This window comes from Vibrio sp. RM-41-2B (genome assembly GCF_024744415.1).
In the GTDB taxonomy this organism is placed as follows: Bacteria; Pseudomonadota; Gammaproteobacteria; order Enterobacterales; family Vibrionaceae; genus Vibrio; species Vibrio diabolicus.
Map to the genome: position 1 here is coordinate 91,750 of NZ_JAMQWD010000040.1, position 22,864 is coordinate 114,613.

21 protein-coding genes are annotated in these 22,864 nt (G+C 44.9%); 3 read left to right on the forward strand and 18 right to left on the reverse strand.

Annotated elements, in window-relative coordinates; genetic code table 11:
- Positions 1-50: 50 nt before the first annotated feature.
- Complete coding sequence (locus tag NB463_RS17965) at positions 51-1,958, reverse strand: PTS fructose transporter subunit IIABC (protein ID WP_258431284.1); 1,908 nt, start codon at positions 1,956-1,958, stop codon at positions 51-53.
- A gap of 385 nt (positions 1,959-2,343) precedes the next feature.
- Between NB463_RS17965 and NB463_RS17970 the strand changes: the two genes are divergently transcribed.
- Complete coding sequence (locus NB463_RS17970; RefSeq protein ID WP_005392465.1) at positions 2,344-3,186, forward strand: helix-turn-helix transcriptional regulator; 843 nt, start codon at positions 2,344-2,346, stop codon at positions 3,184-3,186.
- A 34-nt stretch (positions 3,187-3,220) separates the two neighbouring features.
- Here NB463_RS17970 and NB463_RS17975 read toward each other — a convergent pair whose 3' ends face one another.
- The gene (locus NB463_RS17975; RefSeq protein WP_069549844.1) at positions 3,221-3,997 is read right to left on the reverse strand and encodes a PTS sugar transporter subunit IIA; all 777 of its coding nucleotides are present in this window, start codon (positions 3,995-3,997) and stop codon (positions 3,221-3,223) included.
- 8 nt (positions 3,998-4,005) lie between these two features.
- A complete protein-coding gene (locus NB463_RS17980) occupies positions 4,006-4,308 on the reverse strand; it encodes a PTS fructose transporter subunit IIB (RefSeq protein ID WP_005463048.1) in 303 nt (100 codons plus the stop codon).
- 267 nt (positions 4,309-4,575) lie between these two features.
- Between NB463_RS17980 and NB463_RS17985 the strand changes: the two genes are divergently transcribed.
- Together NB463_RS17985 and NB463_RS17990 are read left to right on the forward strand one after the other, a co-directional pair.
- Complete coding sequence (locus NB463_RS17985) at positions 4,576-6,447, forward strand: fructose-specific PTS transporter subunit EIIC (RefSeq protein WP_258431293.1); 1,872 nt, start codon at positions 4,576-4,578, stop codon at positions 6,445-6,447.
- Between the two features lie 180 nt (positions 6,448-6,627).
- On the forward strand, positions 6,628-7,506 hold the full coding sequence (locus tag NB463_RS17990; RefSeq protein ID WP_258431295.1) for an NAD(P)-dependent oxidoreductase: 879 nt from the start codon (positions 6,628-6,630) through the stop codon (positions 7,504-7,506).
- Positions 7,507-7,672: 166 nt separating this feature from the next.
- On the opposite strand, the gene NB463_RS17995 is transcribed toward NB463_RS17990, so the two are convergent.
- From NB463_RS17995 to NB463_RS18065, 15 genes are all read right to left on the reverse strand, one after another.
- On the reverse strand, positions 7,673-9,112 hold the full coding sequence (locus tag NB463_RS17995) for a catalase (RefSeq protein ID WP_258431297.1): 1,440 nt from the start codon (positions 9,110-9,112) through the stop codon (positions 7,673-7,675).
- A 289-nt stretch (positions 9,113-9,401) separates the two neighbouring features.
- Positions 9,402-10,019, reverse strand: a complete 618-nt coding sequence (locus NB463_RS18000) for a glutathione S-transferase family protein (protein WP_006742223.1) — start codon at positions 10,017-10,019, stop codon at positions 9,402-9,404.
- A 15-nt stretch (positions 10,020-10,034) separates the two neighbouring features.
- On the reverse strand, positions 10,035-11,069 hold the full coding sequence (locus NB463_RS18005; protein ID WP_203342754.1) for an NADP-dependent oxidoreductase: 1,035 nt from the start codon (positions 11,067-11,069) through the stop codon (positions 10,035-10,037).
- A 149-nt stretch (positions 11,070-11,218) separates the two neighbouring features.
- A complete protein-coding gene (locus tag NB463_RS18010) occupies positions 11,219-11,818 on the reverse strand; it encodes a TetR/AcrR family transcriptional regulator (protein ID WP_006742221.1) in 600 nt (199 codons plus the stop codon).
- A 50-nt stretch (positions 11,819-11,868) separates the two neighbouring features.
- Complete coding sequence (yqfB, locus tag NB463_RS18015) at positions 11,869-12,189, reverse strand: N(4)-acetylcytidine aminohydrolase (protein ID WP_047008452.1); 321 nt, start codon at positions 12,187-12,189, stop codon at positions 11,869-11,871.
- A 64-nt stretch (positions 12,190-12,253) separates the two neighbouring features.
- On the reverse strand, positions 12,254-12,652 hold the full coding sequence (locus NB463_RS18020; protein ID WP_005392476.1) for a VanZ family protein: 399 nt from the start codon (positions 12,650-12,652) through the stop codon (positions 12,254-12,256).
- A gap of 2 nt (positions 12,653-12,654) precedes the next feature.
- Positions 12,655-13,962, reverse strand: coding sequence for an oligosaccharide flippase family protein (locus NB463_RS18025; RefSeq protein ID WP_258431298.1), 1,308 nt, complete (start codon positions 13,960-13,962; stop codon positions 12,655-12,657).
- An 8-nt stretch (positions 13,963-13,970) separates the two neighbouring features.
- Positions 13,971-15,002: a glycosyltransferase family 4 protein gene (locus NB463_RS18030; protein WP_258431299.1), complete on the reverse strand. Its 1,032-nt coding sequence runs from the start codon at positions 15,000-15,002 to the stop codon at positions 13,971-13,973.
- A complete protein-coding gene (locus tag NB463_RS18035) occupies positions 14,999-15,832 on the reverse strand; it encodes a putative capsular polysaccharide synthesis family protein (protein ID WP_134645978.1) in 834 nt (277 codons plus the stop codon). The genes NB463_RS18030 and NB463_RS18035 overlap by 4 nt, the downstream gene beginning before the upstream one ends.
- Positions 15,833-15,847: 15 nt before the next feature.
- On the reverse strand, positions 15,848-17,101 hold the full coding sequence (locus NB463_RS18040) for an O-antigen ligase family protein (protein WP_258431300.1): 1,254 nt from the start codon (positions 17,099-17,101) through the stop codon (positions 15,848-15,850).
- Positions 17,067-18,119: a glycosyltransferase gene (locus tag NB463_RS18045; RefSeq protein WP_258431301.1), complete on the reverse strand. Its 1,053-nt coding sequence runs from the start codon at positions 18,117-18,119 to the stop codon at positions 17,067-17,069. The genes NB463_RS18040 and NB463_RS18045 overlap by 35 nt, the downstream gene beginning before the upstream one ends.
- Before the next feature lie 2 nt (positions 18,120-18,121).
- A complete protein-coding gene (locus NB463_RS18050; protein WP_048625326.1) occupies positions 18,122-18,931 on the reverse strand; it encodes a putative capsular polysaccharide synthesis family protein in 810 nt (269 codons plus the stop codon).
- Positions 18,909-21,089 (reverse strand): GumC family protein, encoded by a 2,181-nt coding sequence (locus NB463_RS18055; protein WP_258431302.1) that lies wholly within the window; start codon positions 21,087-21,089, stop codon positions 18,909-18,911. Before NB463_RS18055 ends, NB463_RS18050 begins: the two co-directional genes overlap by 23 nt.
- Positions 21,090-21,104: 15 nt before the next feature.
- Positions 21,105-21,638: a polysaccharide biosynthesis/export family protein gene (locus NB463_RS18060; RefSeq protein ID WP_048625325.1), complete on the reverse strand. Its 534-nt coding sequence runs from the start codon at positions 21,636-21,638 to the stop codon at positions 21,105-21,107.
- Between the two features lie 12 nt (positions 21,639-21,650).
- Positions 21,651-22,856, reverse strand: coding sequence for an outer membrane beta-barrel protein (locus tag NB463_RS18065; RefSeq protein ID WP_104972859.1), 1,206 nt, complete (start codon positions 22,854-22,856; stop codon positions 21,651-21,653).
- Between the last annotated feature and the right edge of the window lie 8 nt (positions 22,857-22,864).

Genomic DNA, 22,864 nt, shown 5'->3' on the forward strand with positions numbered 1-22,864 from the left:
GGCTTAGGCGACATTGCCCAAGCCATAGGAGCCATTTGGGGTTGGGGTGATTAAGCGGCTGCTTGCATCATTTTTGCTTTACGCACTTTCTTCAACGTTACACACGTTACTGCGGTAACCGTTGCGCCAGCTGCCATACAAATCAGAGCAAGGACTGGGTGGTTCATCGCGCCAAGTAGAGCGACAACTGGACCGCCGTGAGCAACGCTGTTGGTGATGCCGAATGAGAACGCCATTACTGCCGCCACCATTGAGCCAAGTACGTTTGCAGGAATCACTGACATTGGATCTTGCGCCGCGAATGGAATAGCACCCTCAGAGATACCAACCAGACCCATTGCACCTGCTGCTTTACCTGCTTCGGTTTCTGATTCTTCGAACAGGTCGAACTTACGACCAAGCGCCGTTGCCAGTGCCATGCCTAGAGGAGCAACAGGGATTGCACACGCCATCGCACCCATAAATTGAGTTTGACCGCTCGCAATCATGCCCACAGAGAATAGGAATGCGACCTTGTTGAATGGACCACCCATATCGAAGCCAGCCATACCACCAAGTACGATACCCAGTAGAACGACGTTACCTGTACTCATGCTAGTGAGTAGCGCAGTCAAACCGTCCATTAGGCTTGCGATTGGCGCGCCGATAACGAAGATGAATAGACCAGCGATGAATAGCGAACCTGTGATTGGTGCGATCATGATTGGCACCAAAGGTTGGATGAATTTGTGGTAGTTAATCGACGTAATCCACTTCACGAAGTAACCCACAAGCAGACCGGCGATGATGGCACCGATAAAGCCTGTACCAGCGTCTGCGCCATAGAAAGAACCATTATTTGCAATCCAACCACCGATCAAGCCAGGAGCTAGAGCTGGGCGATCAGCAATCGCGTAAGCAATGTAACCGGCAAGGATTGGGATCATCAGCGTAAAGGCAACCACACCGACGTTGAGGATTTGGTTCCACATGCTGCCTTCAGGAATCGCCATACCCGCTTCACTTGGCTGACCACCGACTGCAAGAGCAAGGGCAATCAACAGACCACCCGTGACAACGAATGGGATCATGTGTGATACGCCATTCATCAAGTAGCGGTAAAGGTCAGAGCGAGCCTGAGAGGCTTTGTTTGCAACCGACGCTGGCGTATTGCCATTGGACTCAGCTTGGTAGGTCGGTGCGTTTAACGCTTCATTAATCAGTCCTTGAGCATCGCGGATTGGGGCTTTTACGTTGGTTTTAACCACGCGTTTGCCCGCGAAGCGGTTCATGTCAACTTGCTTGTCACATGCCACGATGATGGCATCTGCACGCTCGATTTCTTCTGCGGTTGGACTGTTTTTCACACCGATTGAACCGTTCGTTTCAACCTTGATTTCGTAACCCATTGCCGCGGCGCCTTTCTCTAGCGCTTCTGCTGCTAAGTAGGTGTGCGCAACGCCCGCAGGACAACCGGTAACACCAACGATGAAACCTTGGTTCGCTGGAGCATCTGTCACTGGTTGCGGTTCTTCTTTAGCAAGAAGGAGCGCCAGTGCGTCTTGGCTGTTTGTTGCGCCTAAGAACGCATCGATGAAACCATCTTCAATCAGTTTTGAAGACAGCTCTGCAAGTACTTCGATGTGGTGGTTATCGCCACCGTCTGGAGAAGCTATCATGAAGAACAGCTTTGAAGGCAAACCGTCTTCCGCGCCGTACTCGATACCTGATTTGCTTACGCCGATCACAACCGCCGGTTCAATCACAGCGGCGCTTTTCGCGTGTGGAATTGCCACGCCATCTTCAAATCCAGTATTTCCTAATTCTTCACGTGCTTTTATATCTGCAAGAAATTGTGTTTGGTCAGAAATACGACCTTGGGCATGAAGAACGGCAACCAGTTCTTTAAATACGTCTTCTTTTGAAGACGCTTTAAGATCAAGATTAATTAAGTCTTCATTTATTAGTTTGGTGATCATTGTCGAACCCCTATAAATATAATTTTTATTTCAGGGGTATTTTTAAATTACTGATAAAAAGACTGTAGTGAAGAAAAAATGCATTTACTGGAGGATTGTAACCGACTAACTATAGTGTGATTTAGATCGTTCACTGGACAAATCTAGCTGCATATCTGTGACATGATGGATAAGAAGCTAAACGATAAGTGAAATGTGGCTTTGCTCCCATTTGAAAAGGGATTGAGTGTTGTTGATAGAGTTTTTGTTACTGGAAATTTGATGCGTTAACTGGATTTTTGTAACATTAAAATGGAAGTGTGATTTTGCTCAATAGCACAAAAGTCCAGTCCGGTGTATATCTATAGTAAATAGCATCATTGATGCATATATAGAGTGTGAGACAATGATTTTTCATGATTTAATTTCAGCGGTATTAAATGAAAGAGAGCCATTTCATAATATTTGGTTTGCAGGAGATTTTCATACGCCGCCTGAATTTAGCTATCAAGTTAATTTCCCTCGCCTAGAGTTAGTTCTGGATGGGGAATATATTAATGAAATGGAAAGTCATGATCGAAAAGTAACGCACATCGTTGCTAAAAAAGGCGACGCGATATTTATTGCACCTAACTGTTGGAATAAACCAGACTGGGATACCAATTGCTCAGTGTTAAGTATTTTGTTTGGGCGTCGACAACTTGGGTTAAGTTTGGTGAGCAAACACAAAGGTGAGGCAAACTTTTACGATATTCAAAAGCATAGCATCCAAACACGCTCAGGATTTGCGATAGATAACATCTTAGAAGCGTTGAGCTCACTGGCTCGTGAGAATACTAAAAAACCAATGGATGAGCTTTTACTGCAAGCATTACTGCAATACGCGAAGACGATGTTGGATGCACCAGTCGAGCAGCAATCACATAGCCGTGTGCAAGATCTCTATCAAGGGATTTGTATCTACATTCAAGAGAACTTCCATCGCCCAATCACACGTGACAGCATTGCGTCGAGATTCAGTATTTCCTCGAACCATTTGTCGCGCTTGTTCCGTCAGCAGGGGCACATGACCTTGGCAGACTACATTACTTGGGTACGCGTGGATCGTGCGAAGTTTATGCTCAAGAAATACAACTTCAAACTCAATGACGTGTCAGTGCGCTGTGGATTTAAAGACGTGAACTATTTCTGTCGAGTATTTAAGAACCGCACAGGCAGAACGCCGACGGAATATCGTGGTTCGATTTAAGCCTTCAGTCAGAGTGCGTAAATCATAGAAAAGTTTAGGCGAGCAGCCTCGACATGGCGTACATCAGCAGCGCCTGTAAGTCGACGCTGCTTTTTGTTAGTAGTAGGCGTTCCGCCATTTGATCGGTAAGCAGATTTCTTGTGAGGTTAGTAGCAGCAATGATCTGTTCTCGGGTCGGCCTTTCTGGCATCACCAGTGCTATAGCCAGATGAACATCACCCATCTTCGAAGCCCAATCCATCGACTTTTCATTCGCAATAACAGCAATAGAAATATGGTCAACACCTGAAAACATCACGTGTGGTAGAGCGATCCCCGGAGTCACGCAAGTTGATGAGCGTTCTTCGCGTTTAATAAAAGCAAGAATCAGTTCGTCGGGATGAATGGGGTGGATCAGCTGAGCTAATCCTTTAAGGCATTCAAACTTGGTGAGCTCGGTATGCGCTTTGGCGTAGTGCCATTTGATTTCACAAGGTGGGCAAATTTGTGGTAAACGCTCGGCCAGTTGGCTAGAAAACTCATAGTTGATATGAGATCCCACCACAGTAAAGTGCTCAGCAATCATGTCTTTGATGACGAAGCAGGCCAGCTCTGCGTCAATGCCAATCGCTGTGATTTGACACAAATCACCTTGTTGTAGACCTGCTTGCAAAATCGCCACGGACTTGGTGAGTTCCGCAACACGGTTTTGCGTTACATTAATGATATGTAAGGTACTTTTGAACTTCTTTGCCACTCGATTGAGTGGCTGAGCAAGGTGCGCACTGGCATTTGCATTATCGACGAAAAAGGTGATTTGGTATTCGTTCATCTGCAAATTTAGTCGCGGCAGTGGACGAGGAATACTTTGTCGACGTTCAGCAAAACCTCTTCAATGGGGATTTGAATTTTGCGCGTCCCTTCGAATCGGCCTGGTTGTTCTATCTCAATATCCGACACGATCAAAACCCGATCCGCTTGAGCGATATCGTGAGGAGTGAGCTGATTTTCTATCCCCATCGCACCTTGCGTTTCTACTTTAATTTGCACGTTATGTTTTGGCGCAGCTTTCATTAGTGCATCTGCCGCCATATAAGTATGAGCGATGCCTGTAGGGCATGCTGTCACCGCTACGATTTTCATGTTCTATCCATTTTATTTTTTGTGGATATTAACACAGCAACCGCAGATTGAATTGATTTGAGCTGGATTAACGCAAGAGTTCTATCACAGTTTGAATCTCATGTTACATTAATCCAGTTAATGCACTTTTAGTCCTATATATCAAAGGGTAGGCACTGGTTAATCTATGCCCAAATAAAATGAGTAGGAACGCATACGAGCCAGGGGATCCTGTATCTCAAACTCACTTGGGTATATATTCGAGCGTGAATATTGGAAGGTAAAACAATGGACATCACAAACCTAATTGAGCTGGAAACGATATGTTTAGATCTAAAAGCTCAAACCAAAGATGAAGCGCTCAAAGAGCTGGTCGAGATGCTAGAGGCCGCCGGCAAGCTCAATAGTCAAAGCCAGTTCTTGGCAGATATCTGGAAACGAGAAGAGATCGGTAACACAGGATTTGATGATGGCATTGCGATCCCTCATGCCAAAAGTGATGCTGTAGCGAAACCGGCTGTCGCGGTCGGGATCAGCCGCAGTGGGATTGATTATGGCGCCGAAGATGGCGAGCTGTCCGATGTGTTTTTCATGCTGGCGTCTCCAGATGGTGATGATCATCATCACATTGAAGTATTGGCACAAATTTCCACCAAAATTATCGAAGACGGCTTTGTTGAAAAGCTCAAACAGGCTCAATCGCGAGAAGAAGCGCTTGAGATGTTGATTGATATTCAAACCCAATCCAATGAATTTCTCCCAACTTCTTTAGAATTTGCATCAGAACCTCTGAGCCCTTGGGCGCAAAAACTTGGCCGCATTAAAGAGCACTTGCTGTTTGGCACATCCCACATGATCCCGTTTATCGTTGCGGGCGGTGTGTTGTTGTCGTTGTCGGTGATGATCTCTGGTCACGGTGGTGTGCCACAAGAGGGCATTCTGGCCGATATTGCCCAAATGGGGATTGCTGGCCTGACATTGTTTACTGCCGTTCTTGGCGGTTACATTGCTTATTCCATTGCCGACAAGCCGGGCCTTGCGCCGGGTATGATTGGATCTTGGATTGCGGTCAGTCATTACAATACGGGTTTTTTAGGTGCGATTGTGGTCGGCTTTTTTGCTGGCTTTGTCGTTTGGCTCTTAAAGAAAATTCAGCTACCAGACAGCATGAGTTCGCTTGGCTCGATTTTTATTTATCCGCTAGTCGGTACGTTTGTTACTTGCGGTGCGGTGATGTGGGTGATAGGTGCTCCGATTGCCAGCGCAATGACCACCATGAACGAGGTGCTGACGGGCATGGCGGGCTCAGGCAAAGTGATGCTCGGTACCGTGCTTGGGGCAATGACCGCGTTTGATATGGGTGGCCCAATTAACAAAGTGGCGACGTTGTTTGCTCAAACCCAAGTGAACACGCAACCATGGTTGATGGGCGGGGTCGGTATTGCGATTTGTACGCCGCCATTGGGTATGGCACTAGCCACGTTTTTGGCGCCGAGTAAATTCAAGCGAGATGAACGCGAAGCGGGGAAAGCCGCAGGTATTATGGGGATGATCGGTATTAGCGAAGGTGCGATTCCTTTTGCCGCTGGTGACCCTGCGCGAGTGTTACCAGCTATTGTGGCGGGTGGCATCGTCGGTAACGTGATTGGCTTTATGTTCCACGTAATGAACCATGCACCGTGGGGCGGTTGGATTGTTCTCCCTGTTGTGGATGGAAAAATTGGTTACATCATCGGCACGATTGCGGGCTCTGTTACCACGGCGTTGATCGTGATTGCACTAAAGAAAACCGTCACCGAAGATGAGAGTTACACTGGTCATTCTCAAGTATATGGCTCCGTTCAAGGCGAAGGTGAGGCGGATGTTTTGGCGGTCACATCTTGTCCATCAGGTGTGGCGCATACGTTCTTAGCGGCTAAGTCATTGGAAAAAGCAGCGTGTGCACTCGGCATTAAGATTAAAGTCGAAACCCAAGGCGCGAATGGCGTCATCAACCGAATTACCGAGAAAGACATCGAGAAAGCCAAGTTTGTGATTTTTGCTCACGATGTGGCGATTAAAGAACCGGAACGTTTTCGAAAAATCCAAGTCTTGGATGTCAGTACCAAGGATGCCATGTTAAACGCCACGGCTTTGTTGCAAGCTCGTAGAGTGTCTTAACATTTTACTTCTGAGAAATGTTTCCTCGATGACCCTGATGAATGCTTTTGGTATTTACTCCGACATCGCGGTTCGCTTTTATTTGTGCCGCGAGTGAAGGATAAATCACGAGTAATGTTTTCAATTCTTTAGTAGCATGTTACAAAACATTTCAGTCAGGTGAACTAAGGGAAGCGTGCAATGGAAAAACAACGAGTAGCATTTATTGGTTTGGGTGTTATGGGTTACCCAATGGCGGGCTATTTGAGCAAAGCGGGGTATGAAACCAAAGTATACAACCGCACTAAAGCCAAGGCTGATAAATGGGCTGCAGAATACAACGGCATTGCGTGTGAGACACCGCGAGAAGCTGCAGAAGGCTGTGACATCGTTTTTACCTGCGTGGGTAATGATGATGACGTTCGTAGCGTTGTTTACGGTGAAGAAGGCATTCTGGTCGGTTTGAAAGCGGATGCAGTGTTAGTCGATCACACGACGACTTCTGCAGACCTAGCGGTTGAGCTGGCTGAAGCGTGTGCTAAGTATGGTAATCACTTCATTGATGCGCCAGTTTCTGGTGGTCAAGCAGGCGCAGAAAATGGTGTTCTAACCATCATGTGTGGTGGTGAACAAAGCATTTTTGACCGTGTGTCTCCAGCGATGGATGTGTACGCGAAGCAGATGACGCTACTGGGTGAAAACGGTCAGGGTCAACGTTGTAAGATGGTAAACCAAATCTGTATTGGTGGCGTGCTTCAAGGCTTGAGCGAAGCGTTGTTACTCGCGCAGAAATCCGGTTTGGATATTGAACAAGTAGTTGAAACACTCAAGCACGGTGCTGCAGGGTCATGGCAAATTGAAAACCGCGCCAAGACGATGGCGGAAGATCAGTTTGATTTTGGCTTCGCGATTGATTGGATGCGCAAAGACTTAGGCTTCTGTCTGCAAGAAGCAGAGCGAGTGGGTCTAGAGCTCCCACTGACTAAGAAAGTGGATGAGCAATACGCTGACCTTCAACGCGATGGTTTAGGTCGCATGGATACATCTGTTCTGATTAAAGCCGTCGCTAAGAATCAGTAGTAGATAAACAGTTCTTTGGTATCAAAGAGCTTGAAGAAATTTAAGTTGATCATGATCGTTCCCCTTGAACATTAGTGTGTGATTAACGAACTTGAATGAGGAGGTGCTTTGGGGCACCTCCTTTTTTATGTCTTCTTATCACAGCATTTGCTGGTGCAGTGTCCGTTTACTTGTTTAAGCCTAGCGCAATCTCAAGGCCTTTGCCGTAAGCTTCGTCCGCTTGGTAGGCGTGGTTAACGTGACGTTCTTTGATGAAGTCTGGCACACCATCCATTGCACGAGTGGTGTTGTCGAATAGAGTTTGACGCTGTTCTTCGCTCATAAGACGGAATAGGTCACCTGCTTGGCTAAAGTAATCCTCATCAACACGATGGTCGTAATGGTCAGCATGGCCGCTAATTCGCAATGGTGGCTCTGAATAATCAGGCTGCTCTGCCCACTCTTGTTTGTAGTTTGGCTCGTAACCCAGTGTTGAACCGAAGTTACCGTCAACTCGCATTGCGCCGTCACGATGGTAGCTGTGTACCGGACAACGAGGCGCGTTAACTGGAATTTGGTGATGGTTTACACCTAGGCGGTAACGCTGCGCGTCTCCGTATGCAAACAGACGGCCTTGCAGCATTTTGTCTGGCGAGAAGCCAATTCCAGGAACGATAGCTGCCGGGTTAAACGCGGATTGCTCAACTTCCGCATAGAAGTTTTCTGGGTTACGGTTCAGTTCAAACTCGCCTACTGCGATCAATGGATAATCTTTTTGTGACCATACTTTTGTTAGATCGAACGGGTTAAAGTTCACTTCATCCGCTTCTAGCTCAGGCATGATCTGTACGTACATCTTCCATTTAGGGAAGTCTTGACGCTCAATCGCTTCGTAAAGGTCACGGTGATGGCTTTCGCGGTCTTTACCTACGATCGCTTCTGCTTCTTGGTCAGTCAGGTTTTTGATGCCTTGCTGAGTTTTAAAGTGGAATTTCACCCAGTAACGCTCGTTTTCTGCGTTGATAAAGCTGAATGTGTGGCTACCGAAGCCGTGCATATGACGGTAAGACGCAGGAATACCGCGATCACTCATAACGATCGTAACTTGATGGAACGCTTCTGGCAGCGATGTCCAAAAATCCCAGTTGTTTGTCGAGCTGCGCATGTTGGTGCGTGGATCGCGTTTCACCGCGTGGTTGAGGTCAGGGAACTTCAACGGGTCACGTAAGAAAAATACGGGCGTGTTGTTACCAACCAAGTCCCAGTTGCCTTCTTCGGTGTAAAACTTTAGCGCAAAACCACGGATGTCGCGCTCTGCATCGGCGGCACCGCGCTCACCCGCAACGGTGGTAAAGCGAGCAAATAGCTCGGTCTCTTTACCAATCTCCGAGAAGATCTTCGCGCGCGTGTATTTGGTGATGTCGTGAGTCACAGTAAAAGTGCCGTAAGCGCCTGAGCCTTTGGCGTGCATACGACGCTCAGGAATCACTTCACGATCAAAGTGTGCCAGTTTTTCAAGGAACCAAACGTCTTGCAGTAGTTGGGGACCACGAGGACCTGCAGTCATCACATTTTGATTATGGGCGACAGGACAGCCTGCGGCGGTGGTTAATTTCTTATTTGTCATTTTTCTTCCCCTCCAGGGATCAATACCTTAGCAACTGAAGAGAAGATTATTACGGAAAAGCTGGACGCAAAAACTGATACTGCTTATCAATTCAATAGGTGGGAACGATGATGAAAAATAACTTAGAATCAGATTCTTAGCTGATTTTTATGATTGGTTTATTAACGTATTGGCGAAAAGGGTAAAAAGAGCACGCAGGCATTTGCATGAATTGCGCTTTGTTGACAAGGCTAACGTCGGAAATCGCCCCTTTGATATCGCTTTATTGAACATCAAAGGGGCGGAATGATTAGGAGTACTTCACTTCAATTTGCTCAGCTTTTTCAAACGCTGGATGCGTTGCGAGTTGTTTTCCATAACGCTCAATATTCGGGAAGTGACCAGCCAAACCGAACTTATGCACGAGCTCGACAATAAATGACATCATGATGTCTGCGCCAGTTAAACGTTCTTCTACTAGGTAAGTTTTGCCTTCTAGCGATTGCTCGAAGTAACCCAGAACGTTCATCGCTTCTTTGTCAGCATAGCCTGATAGAAATTGAGTTTCGTTTGGCTCTTTGCTAATAAAGATTTTTAACAACATTGGTAAGATTGCGGAACTTTCAGCAAAATGCATCCATTGTAGGTACTCAGTGTGCGCCTTCGTCCCACGCTCAGGAGCCAACGCACCATCACTGTACTTCTCAATCAAATATTCGGTCATCGCGCCAGATTCAATGATGAACTCGCCATCATCTTCAAGCAGGGGCGATTTACCGAGCGGATGAACGCTCTTTAGCTCAGGCGGTGCCATGAAGGTCACTTTGTCACGAACATAAGGCACGATTTCGTAATCCACATTTAGCTCTTCAAGTAACCAAATGATGCGCTTTGAGCGAGACTGATTGAGATGGTGAAGTTTAATCATTTATTTATCCCTTCCTTATAATGGGTCGTTAATCTGTACTACAAGCTTGCCGAAGTTCTTACCTTCCAACAGACCGATAAATGCTTCTGGTGCATTCTCCAGTCCTTGTACTAGATGTTCACGGTATTGGATCTTTCCTTCTGCCAACCATTGATTAATATCTTGCGCAAATTCACCGTAACGATGTCCGTAGTCATCAAAAATGATGAAGCCTTGCACCTTGATTCGTTTAGTCAGCAGCTTACCCATTAATAATGGAAGATGGTCGGTACCTTGAGGCAGTTCTGTTGCGTTGTATTGAGAAATCAAACCACAAAGTGGGATACGTGCGCTGGTATTCAGAAGTGGCATTACAGCTTCGAATACTTTGCCACCTACGTTTTCGAAGTAAACATCGATACCTTGATCACAGGCGTTTTTCAACTGTTCTGCAAAGTCGTCAGCTTTGTGATCAATACATTCATCGAAGCCAAGGACTTCTTTGGCGTAACGGCACTTTTCTTCTCCGCCTGCAATACCAACAACTCGGCAACCTTTGATTTTGCCAATTTGACCAACAGTCGCTCCCACAGGGCCCGTCGCGGCTGCTACCACAATGGTTTCACCTGGTTTTGGCTGACCGATATCGAGCAAGCCCATATACGCGGTAAAACCTGGCATGCCAGCAACACCTAGAGCGTATGAAGGGTTTTGTGGTTCTTTGCCAAGTTTAATCACCATCTCACCAGTTGAGATGGCGTAGTCTTGCCAGCCAACAGTGTATGCAAGAACCCATTCACCCGCTTCATAATCTGGGTGGTTCGATGCTTCTACCTGACAAACTGTGCCAGCGATCATTACGTCATCAACCGCAACAGGATCGGCGTATGACTCGGCATCGCTCATGCGACCGCGCATGTATGGGTCGAGAGATAAATAAACGGTTCTCAGTAGCATCTCACCATCTTGAGGAGTCGGTTTCGCCACTTCTTCTAGACGAAAGTTTTCTTTTGTTGGTGCACCATGGGGACGTGACGCGAGTACGATTCTGCGATTTGTTGCGTTAGTCATATTTATCTCACTTATTGATTAGACCGGTCGTCTAGTTTTGATTTCAAAATATCCCGCTCATAGAGCGGGAAAGTGTATTGTGCTATCACAGGAGTTATTACCAACTGTGAAACACATGTAGGGTGTTCATCTTACTTTTACGCTACCTACTATGGGCAAGTTCGCGTGTTTTGCAGTAGATGTTGAGTATAGGTCAGACTTTGCGTTAATGCTGCCTGATCTTGATACAGTTTGTTCAGCAAGCTTGCGCCGTTCCAAAGGTAGTATATCTGCCTTGCCAATAAAGCACTGTCACCATTTGGGATAGAGCCATCTTGAATGCCTACGTCAATGCAATCCGCCATTGCTTGAATGGTTTTGTCAGCACCTTGGCGTAACGCTAGGCGCATGGACTCTGAGAGATCGGAGACTTCTGCACTTAACTTGACCAACAAACATTTGTTCGCATTACATACGTCGTCTTCTACTTTGACCATTTCTTCAAAGTAGCTCATTAGGCGTTGGTAGCCATTCAGATCGGTGTTGGTAAAGCGTGCGTTTAAACGCTCAAAATACTTAGTAAAGTAGTCTTGAATCATCGCTTCACCAAATTGTTCTTTGGATTTGAAGTAATGATAAAACGAGCCTTTCGGCACCGCGGCCTTTTTTAAAAGCTCTGAAAGGCCAACACTCGTAAACCCTCGGTTTACGATTAACTCGTATCCGACGTCGAGAATATGTTGGCGTGTGTCGTTCGTCTTTGCGTTCATGAAGCGTACTATAGAATGAATTAGACCAGTCGTCTAGTGTTTGTTGTAGGTTATTTGATTAGCTCGTACTCAATCACAAATAGCGTATCGGTGTTTGGGTAGATTTCTCGAATTAACTGCTTGAGTTTTGGTAGTTCGATGGCTTCTTGTTCAGCATGAAACTCATTGATATCTTCAAAGTTAAGTGGCTCTACAGAACGTATCTTGATATCGCAGACTTTACGATCCGTTTCTAAGGTAAAAACTTCGACTTCTGTATTTGGAACGTAGTGACTTTCTGATTCATCTCGAATCGTAATCGTTTTTTTGCCTGATGTGATCAACGGGGTTAAGAATTCAAAAAAGGTAATCTTGGTTGGGTGGGATGACATGATGTACTCGTTAGTCTGATTGTTTGGCGTAATTATATACCCAAATAACCTTGAGGTGCTTATTTCAAGAGAACGAGCGAGTGCGCAGGACGCGAATCAACTTGGCACTAAAGTAACCCGAGATAATGCCTATCCAGTTGGTACTGAGATCATCAAAACTAAATGAGCGACTTGGAATAAAAAGTTGGCTTATTTCTTCCATTGAAACGATAGCCAACAGCAGTAGCAAAAGGCGGATGCCAAAGACGTCGGCTTTACTTGAGCTTACCAAAGAGGGGAAGGTGAAGACCGATAAAAAGCCGATCAATAAACTGAAAGTAAAGTGAAGCGTACTCGATCCACCTAAGTAGGTTTCCATTTGCAGGTAAGTGGCATGGTGTAAGTCAGAGCTTTTCCACAAAGAGAGTGAAGCCGTAAGCGTCAGAACGAAAACAAAACTTATCCGTGTCAGTATTGAAACCATAATTAACCTATTGGAAAGAAGCCTAAGTAACGTTTTACAAAGTACAACGCTGCTAGATTCTGAATTGCCATGCCAATTGCCATCGCCCATGCTGCACCAATAACACCGAACGTTTGGCAAAGCGCAATGAGCAAGCAGATAGAGATTGTGCCGGAGGAAATTGTAATGTATTTCATGGTTCTTTCGTGACCGCTCATGAGTAATAAAAACCCTACAGAGCCAGTCGCAACATTGACTAACTGCCCTAAAGACAGGACGACTAACAGTGGCGCAGCAGCAAGAAACTCTTCACCAAAAAACCGCATCACAAACTCTGGGAATAGAGTGCAAATAATTACGGGCACAATGGCCAAACCAACGTTGGCTCGGCAAGCTAAACGGCTCAGGTTTTGCAGTTTGATCATTTGGCGTTCTTTGTAGAGAGAGGCAAACATAGGGGCGACCACAAAGTTAATGGTAATCAGCACAAAGCCAATCAGTAGTGATGTACGTTGAGCTGCAGCTAATAAACCGAGTTCCGCTGTTGAGATAAAAAAGCCCGCAATGACAAGGCTTCCCCATTGAAGGACGTTCGTGAAGATACTGCCAATCCAGACTTGCTTGGCAGAAGCGACCATTTTTTTGTTTGGTACGAAAGCCGATGTTTGATATTGATCTGAGCCCAGCCAATTAGCACTGGATATGACCGCGACACCTATGCTCGCTAAAAGCAGTGCGGTCATCAGATTGTTGATATTTTGCTGACCGATATAGTCTAGGGCAAAGACAAAAATGACCATCAACATGCTTACACCAAGCTGCAAAGCAAACAGAGATGATACGACTTTTCTACATGCTTGAAGCACCCGACTGTTGGTTTGTGCAAGCACCAAAAACGGTATGCAGAACAAGCCTAAAGTAATCGCATGCATTGGCGATTGGGTCTGGTTTAGCTGTTCAGGAAACAGATTTAATCCTGCCAACAAAACGGCAATGGCTAGCAAGCAAAACGCCATACTTCGATAAAGTGCTGTTTTATAGTTATGGCTTTGTTGAAGTGTCTCTTTGTTGTTAAAGGCGATCGCATTGTAGCGAACTAATGAGACATCAAAACCTAGCTGAGAAACGATTGCGAGTAGTGAGACTAGGTTGAATAAAAAGAAAAATTGACCGGAAGTCGAAGCGTCACTGGCCTTCGATACAATCAGTGTCAGTAAAAAAGCAAATAGCGCACTCAACACACGCGTGATTGCGGTTTTCAATCCAGTAGATAGCAAGCTTTTTTTACCGCTGGGCATCAACAGTAATTTTTGTTGAACAGTGTGAAACATAGAGGCATTTAACCGTAAATATTATTGAGAGCGAGGCGCTGTTTTTCTTCACTGAAGGCGTCGTTTAACGTTGTTGTATATTGGCAAAAGTCAATTTCATCATAATGATTGACACAGTGCGCGATTTGCTTGGCCATTTCTTCAGGTGTTAGCGCTAAAAAGGGGTAGTTGAGATCTTTGGTCGCGCCGATAGTTCGAATCACCATAGGAAGATGTAATTTGGCTGCTTCTAGAATAGTTAACGGCATCCCTTCCCATGCTGCAGTATGTAAGTAAAGGTCTGAACTCTTGAGCTTTTCTACTACCTCATCGCGAGGCAGCATACCCGTTACATCCACATTTTCAGTACGTAATTTCTGTTCGAGTACGTGCTCACCGCCACCTATCCACGTGATCTCTATCGGGCGGTTAAGCGCATACCGATTAAGGTGTTGCAATGTGTCGATGAGAAATTGCGGATCCTTTTGGGGCGCGACACGACCAAGCACAACAAGTCGCAGCGCTTCTTGTCTGTTTCGCAATAAACGCTCTTCACTTTGATAGGACACGTAGTTGTTGAGCAGTTCAGTACGTTTCGCGCCAATGCTAATCGCCAGGTCACATTCTCGTTGGCTACAGCCTGCCACCACATCAATTTTGCTTAGTTTTACTTTCTCTAGCACTCTATAGAGCTGGCGCGCGAATTCGGAGATATCTTCACGTTCGAAAGCATAACAGTGCGGCGTATAAACCAAGCGCGCCTTGCCAAGTTTTAGAAATCGCCCGAGAAATCCCGCTTTACTCGAGTGCAAATGCACAACGTCAGGCGCAAGTGATGCAATCATGTGGTTTGCATCGCGAACAAATTGAAGTAAACCGCCTTCCACCCATTTGGTCTGTGTGAAAATATGATGGTTGTTCTCATTGGTTAAGTCGTTTTCTCGAGCTCTGGCTAGCAAGAAATGTTGATAGGGCTCATCTCGAGAGGAGTGAGCATAACTATAGAGGGCTGTTTGAACGCCACCTCCGAAGGCTTCTGTAATATGGAGCACTTTTTTCATGATGATTTTGTTCCTGATGTCTGCATCCATTTATGCTTGAAAGCATCACGTTCTTGTTCTGAATAAACGTGGCGATATAAGGGAAGATCGTACATATAGAACAGCTTTGAAAAGTCGTAGTGATGCTTAAAGTGCTGGTGGATATTGGAGTACCACTTGTTTTTCGCTTCATTGCTGTTTTTCAGCACGAAGTCTTGCAGCCCGAGAAATTCACCAATTTCTTTATCGAGAGAGCTGAGCTTTTCGCATTTGATTAGCATGACGTTGGCTTGCTCGTTCTTGAATGTGAAGAAAGGTTGAGTATTGTCCAGTTCTTGACGCATCACATCGATATTGAAGTTACGTTTTAACTCGTTGTCGAACCAGTTCGCAAAATAGTTGAGATTGATATAGTTATCGAAACAATGTTCGAGGTGCTGATACGTGACTGCCATATCTCGGTGAATTGCATCATTCTTTTTGCCTTCGATAAATTGCAAATGGAGGTCTTGAAAGAAACGAGAAAAGACAGTTGCGATTGGATCACGGACCAGTGTGACGATTTTGATCTGTTCGCGTTTTTGTAAGATACGTTTTCGTTGCTTGAGCACTAAGCGGTAGAGCGCACGGTTTTTGAAATCGAAAAATTTACTCACGTCTTTTTTATTGTGATACATGTGAAATTCTTCGTGATCATCAAAGGTGTGGATGTGATAGCTCGGGATATTTCTTTCTCCCAGCGTGTGCTCAATTGACGATGAGCCAACTTTGCCCATTTGGTAAACTAAAACAAAATTGTCAGCTTGGAGTTCTCGGTTCTTTTCAAATTGTCGAGAGATTGAATACTTCATCTATCCTATCCTTGATTATTCAAATTCGTGGTGATGGTTTACCGGAAAAGTATGAGCAATGGTGTTGACCGTTGACTCGCGGCTCATGCTTATCATGACGGGTAATAAGAGTATTAAAATGATGGTGGTATTTACCGCAACGAAGAACACCATGATGAGGGCGTATATCGCGAGTAAGAGGCTTTTCCTGTTGTCATTGAGACTACGGAAGCAAAAGCGAATAAAAAGAAAATAACCACCAAATAATAGGGCGATACCGAGCAACCCGTATTCAATTGCGGTATCTAACACAAAGTTGTGGGTGTAGATCGCCAGCTCATCATAGTTAAAGTAACTGATCATAAAGTTGGGCAGCATCTTCGCGCCGACACCTAAAATAGGGTGTTGAAGTAAAATATCTAGCCCATTGGCAAGTAATAGCTTTCTATGAAGATTCGATACCCAGCGGGCTTCACTTTGGTTGGCAAATAACACGTCTTCTTGGGTTATTTCCAATGTGTCCGCTAGCGTTTCAAACCCAACGTAGAGTGTGGTTGTGACGGCAGTAAGCACAATGAAGCTTAAGGCCAATAAAATGGTCCACGTATACGTTTCATTAAGCGATTTTCTCATCAGGTTTTTTACGAGCAGCTGGTCAAAGAAGAAAAGCAGACAAAAACCAAGTAGTGCTTTTCTTTCTTGCGACAACACCAGTAATACCAAAGCAACGAGCATCAAAAGGTGGAAAGCGCGAATTTTATCCCGATAAAGGTACAGTAGTGAGCAAAGTACACCGAACCCGTATTTACTTACCCCGAGTAACTTAAACCCGCTTTGATAGTCTTGAGCAAAGTGCCATAAGGCAACGAGCGTACAGATGAAAAACAGCAGATAAGTGAAATAAACCATTACCCATTCATCATCAAACATGCCATAGGCGTACATTAGGCTAAGCAAGCAGAGAATCGCCAGCCATTGCACGGTTTCTATAACTAGCGGCATTAAGGGGACGCGATTTAGCAGGCCATTTAAGAACACATATCCAGTGAACAGTACAAGGAACCCCATACAGGGATGCATGAGTTTTCCAGCTTTTCCTTCCAATACCACTAACGCTGTAAAACCAATGGACAAAAGACTTACGATGTCTGAAGGTGCTAGTGCAACTCCTCCAGCACGAAACTTCATGGGAATAAAGAATAATGCCAGTAGGCATGCCGCAAACCATGAGGCTCGGTGGCTCGATGGCGCGGAACTATTTGTTGGCGCAAAGCTGCTGGTAGATTCCATAGTAACCTTCACGAAATTTATCGATGGTGTAGAGAGAGGCCCTATTGACTGAGTATTGACTTGCAGCGTCATACCGCTCAACACTTTCACACAGCTGGAGCACTTTCTGGCTCAGCTCATTTGAGTTACCAACCTGAAATAAATATTCGGCACGTCCGGTGACGTCATCCAAACCGGGTACGTCCGATGATAATATGGGTAAGCCTGCTGCCATGGCCTCAACCGCCGCCAAGCCAAAGCCTTCGACATGCGATGATTGCACGTAAATGTCCATGTCGTTCAAAAACGCTGGAACATCAGAAACTACCCCATGAAAGTGAACACGTTGCGTGACGTTGAGCTTTGTTGCCAACGCTTGCAGTGACGATTTTTTTTCGCCATCTCCAGCAAGATGGAGCTCGTATCGTCTCGGTAAATGGACAAGTGCTTGGATAAGAGTTTCATGATCTTTATGTTGGTGAAGTCGGCCCACCATGCCAATCTTGATGATTGGTTTGTCGATCAGGTGGCTGGCGCTCTTCGGCATCATAGGAAACCTTTTTAAATCAACGCCATTGTGCACCACGTGATATTTATGTTGGTAGCGAGGCATGAACTTCACCAGTTCATCTTGTACTTTTTCACTAATACTGACCGTCAAGTCGTGGCCCCAATACAAGACATATTCCATGAACTTAAACAACGGATAGTCACGTCGACGGTTGTAAGAGCAGTGCTCAGTCTGGATTCGTTTTTTACCTACCGCCAATAGCGCCAGATAAATGGAAGGGTAGAGGTGCCCGTGAACGACATGCGGCCAACGTAGCAAACAGTATTTCTCACTCAATGACAAAGTGCGCCAGTTAAAACACTCTATCCCTTGGGCGGATAGCGTTGGTAAGTAATCATTTTCATCACATAAGACCAAAATTTTGATTTCGTATTCAGGCTTATGTTCTAAAACAAGGTCGACTAAGAACTTCTGAGCACCGCCGTTCTGAGAAAGATCATTAATAATATGTAGAATCTTGGTTTTCATGATTAATTGGTCAGATATTGCTGTTTAAGGTCGGTGATTTCTGCATTTGAGAAAAAGTGCTTCGTCAATTTAGAATTCAGCATTTCTTCAACATACTCGGGCGTAGGTTGAAATTGCGTTTTGAATTCTTTCATTAGTGGCGAGTACCATTTGTTGTCTGATTGATTTTCATAGACAACATCCACGGGGTAACCTAAAAAGTCTTCAACTGCGGAGTTAGCCTTCGCTAGCTTGTCACTTCGAATGACCAACAGTGAGAAGTTGTTGTTGTGGTATGTTTGATAGCCTACTTCGTGATTAAAAGGTTCGTTAAACACATCAATCCCTGTTAGTTGTTTGATTTCGTTGTCAAACCACTGCAGCGCATATTGATGATTCATGTGCTTATCAAATGCCTCTTGGAGTAACTGCGGACGTTCGGTACGGATTGCGCTATCATCTTTTAGGTATTTGTCCGCCATCCAAAACGGAAGTGCTTGAAAGAACATTGAAACATTTCGTCCGATCGGTTCACGCACCAGTGAGATTATTCGAACTTTTTTCTTGCGCCTTAACATACGGCTCATCGCTATGCGCTTGAGTCGTCGCTTTAACGCGTTGATCTGAGGTTTATGCAATTGCGCTCTGACAGGGGATATCTGTTTTTTCGCATCGACAGTCATGAGATCGTGCAAGTGAACCGAGTTAGGAATGGAATGTTCTAATGCACTCGAACCTACTTTGCCCATTTGATAGATCAATACCGGTTGTTCTTGGCTTTTCAACGTTTGGTACCAAGATGCGTTTGAGTTAGTAGGCGTATTTCTGGACATAAAGCGTTTCTCCTTCCTTAGTCTTGGCTTGTGTGATTAAGACGCCAAGAGATGGAACTGAGTGTTGTATTTGTTTAGATAGCGCAAGGTTAACCAGTGATGATTTTGTCGATTCTGAGCGAATGACGGTAATCAGACCATTGGCATACTGACCAAGAATAAGTGCATCACTCACTGACAGTAGGGGCGGTGTATCGATAATGATCCGGTCATACTTATTTTGAAAATGTTCGAGCAACTTTTTAAAGCGTTCAGAAGCTAGCAGTTCCTGTGGGTTTGGCGGAATTAGGCCTGCCGGTAATACATCTAAGTTGGCTTCTTCTATATGTGTAACACAATCTTTGATTGGCGTATCCATAGTCAGGATATGCGTTAAGCCTGGGCTTGATTCAGCAATACCAAACCGTTTTGCGATGGAAGGTCGGCGTAAATCGCAGTCGATGATCAATACCTTTTCCATTTTTGAAAACGACACCGCCATATTGATACTGGTCGATGTTTTTCCTTCTTCTGGAATGGCAGAAGTAAAGGGCAATATCTTTTGCTTCGTGTTGGTTAGTCTGAGCAGAAGCGAGGTTCTGACGGAGCGGCAAGCTTCACTAAATAGCTTTTCTTCATCATCTAAATACGCGGTATAACTGACGCCGTTTTTACGCAAATTGCGTTTTTTGACCATAGGAATCACACCTAAACACGTAACACCAAGTTTTTCCTGCACATCGGCTGTGCTTCGGATAACTTCTCGCATCGTTTCTAAGATGATGACTAGAGCGCAAGCAATGGCAAAGCCAAAAAAGGTGGCAATCACTACCAGTTTGATTCGTTGCGGTGCTACCGGAAATAGAGGGATGATGGCTTTGTCAGTAAAACGCGCAGTGACATTTTTGTAGTCGCTGGTGGCGTTGGTCTCTTTCTCACGATTTAAGAACGCTTCATAGAGTGCCTTATTGGATTCAACCTCGCGTTTTAACTGTTCATAACGCGCTTTTTGTGACCCTAACGATTGGAAGTCAGACTTTTTGTTATCGAGTTCTGCTCTAAGCATGTCCTCTTGCGCTTTTGCAGCAAGAAGGTCTTGTTGCTTGCTGAAGGAAATGTCACGAATGAGTTGCTGGGTTCTTGCTTGAATTTCAGCAAGCTGCGCTTTTGCCTGAATCATTCGGTCATGCTTGGGGCCGTAGCGCTGTGCCAGCTCAGAGAGATTTTTGGCTGCCTGGGCTTCTGATAATTTGAGGTCGCGGATCTGCGCTTGATTAGCGAATTCATCAATTGACAGCAAGCTGTCTAAACTTTGTGAGGATTTACGTTTTAACAGTTGGATTAACGTCTGCGCTTCAATGCGCTTATTGACAGCGACATTTAGCTTGCGAGTGAGTTCTTCTAGCTCATTTGCGTAAATTTCATCAATACCGTTTATATCGATCAACCCTTCTTTTAACAAGAACTCTTGCAGCGCTTGCTCAGAGTTACGTAATCGCTCCTCCAATTTTTGTGAGTTATTTGTCAACCAAGTAGCCGCATTTTGTGTAACGACCAATTTGGCTTCAAAATTTGCGTCAATGTAGGCTTGGCCGACCGCGTTAGCGATTGTCGTAGCAAGCTTAGGATCGGTAGAACGAAAGCGAATTCTGACTAATTGGGTGTTACGTACTGGCTCAATATCGAGTTTACTTCTGAAAGCTTGAAGTGCCTGATAATAGGACTCTGAAAATTGGGCGGTTTCTTTTGGGCTTGGTGCCACATTCAGTAGGTCTTGAACAAAAGGGATCGACTTTATTTGGTCGATCTTTTGATTTAATCCACCTGAGCGTGTGAACTCCGGTAGTTGAGTTAGGTTCAGCTCTCTAATGACCTTATCTGCAATATGATTCGATTTTAAAATAGCGATTTGCGTTTGAAAGTACTCTTTTTTTGTCGTGTCGACGCCATATACTTCCTCGATTGAAAGGGCGCTTTTTTGCTCTTCTTGGATGAGTAGCGTTGCTGTAGCTTGGTATATCGATGCTTTGGAGTAGATATACCAAGTACAAGTTAATGAAAACAGAAGCGTGAAAGCTGCGATGCTTAGCCAATTCTTTTTAATCGCTTTAAAGTGATGACCAAAACGAATCAGTTCTACTTTGTTCATCTGGAGATTATTTGGATGAGTCCCGTTCATTTGATTCCCTGTCACTTAAAAGAAGCTCTGGTCGATAAATACAATGTCACCAGGCTCAACGTTGCGGTGCATACTGACACCCTCTATCGTTTGACCCGTTTTATGTTTGGTGAGGTTAATGCCTTTGCGTGAGGCTCGGTCGGTCAAGCCACCAGCTAAAGCGATGGCCTTTTCGATAGTTAATCCTGGTCGATATTCAAATCCACCTGGTTTCCTGACTTCGCCATTGACGTAAAACAGACGAAAGTTATTGATGGTGACCATCACTTTTGGGTTGATGAGATAATCGCCTTTTAAGCCCGTTTCTATTTCGTACTTGAGTTGTTTCGGCGTTTTTTTGATTGCTTTGATTCGGCCAAGGTAGGGATAATCAAAATAGCCATCTGACGTTATTAGAATATTTTTAATCGTAAGATCTTCTTCACCGTAGACCTGTACGGAAATGGTATCGCCCGTGTCGAGTAAGTAATCTTCTTCGTTTGAGTCAGCGTTTACCAAGGTGCTAAATAGCAATAACGCGACGCTCATGAATGTGATGAATGACTTCATTAATAATCCTTGTTACAGAGAAAACTGTGCGCTTAAAGTCCAAATGTTTTGTTCAAAGCTATAACCTGGTCGGTTAGAGGTTTTATCTTGGTATTGCCAGTCGGCTTGCAGCTGTATCCAGCGTTTAATTTGATAATCGATACCAAAAGATAGGGTGTAGCGATCGTCGTTTCTGGTGATCCCCGTATAGTCATCTTGTTGATAAATAGCACCTAAGCGAGTTGCAAGGTAACTATTCCAATCGTGCTTGAGGTTCAGTCGATAACGAGTTTGTAGGTTGTAATCGCCATCTTGATCTGGGTTAACTGCCGCTTGAGTGGTTTTCACGCTGACTAGAGTTTGTTCTTGAGGCAGCCATTCAAAGCCGATATCCCAACTGAAGCCTTTAAATGTATCTCGTTGAGCGCTGTCAAAATCTTTGATTTGATAACCGAGTCGAGCGATGCCTTTGGTTTTTCCTGTGACTTCCCATTCGGCACCGGTGTAATAGAAACTGGTGTTATTATCTTTGGAAGGCTGCGCAGAATTTCGGTGCTGATAGTCGGTTACTATTTGTTTTGTCCCAACCAACCAATAGGTTCTTGGCGTCGCCCTTAAATAGAATTCCAAGTGTGCATTGGGAGCTCGAAAATCGTTGTATTTCGTTTTAGCGTTTGGGCGCCCAGGTAATCCGTCACGGTAGTTTTGATAGGTTTTATCACTGTAGCCTAAACCGAATTCGAGTCTGCCTTTTGCACCGTTAGAGCCAAAGACATAATTGGTTTTGATATCGTTACGGTTGAACTCAATTGGTGAGTCTATTGCGCTACCATTACCTTCGGTAATGTCTTCCCCTCTAATTTCATGCTGGGCGCGAAAACGATAATCAACCACTAAACGATGACGATGATTGAACTCAAAAAAGTTGGAAAACTGAAAGGTATGATCGTCGAAGTCGTTGCGGTCATCGGATGAAAAACCTGCTTTCAACTTGTACAAAATATCTGCGCGATAGCGATTCCTTTCTATACGTGCTAATAAGCTTGGCTCTATACCCCAAATATTGACCGATTCTACATTGCCGGATTCCTCCGCTTTGTTGATGTTGTCATCGCCCTCGTAGAAAGTTCTTACGAGGGGAATAAACTCAATGCCAGACTCGGTTTGGTAAGCCATCGGTTCTGCGAGTAAGCCAGTTGAAAACAGACTCAATGCTATTGCCATTGTCAGTTTCTTCATAATCTCAA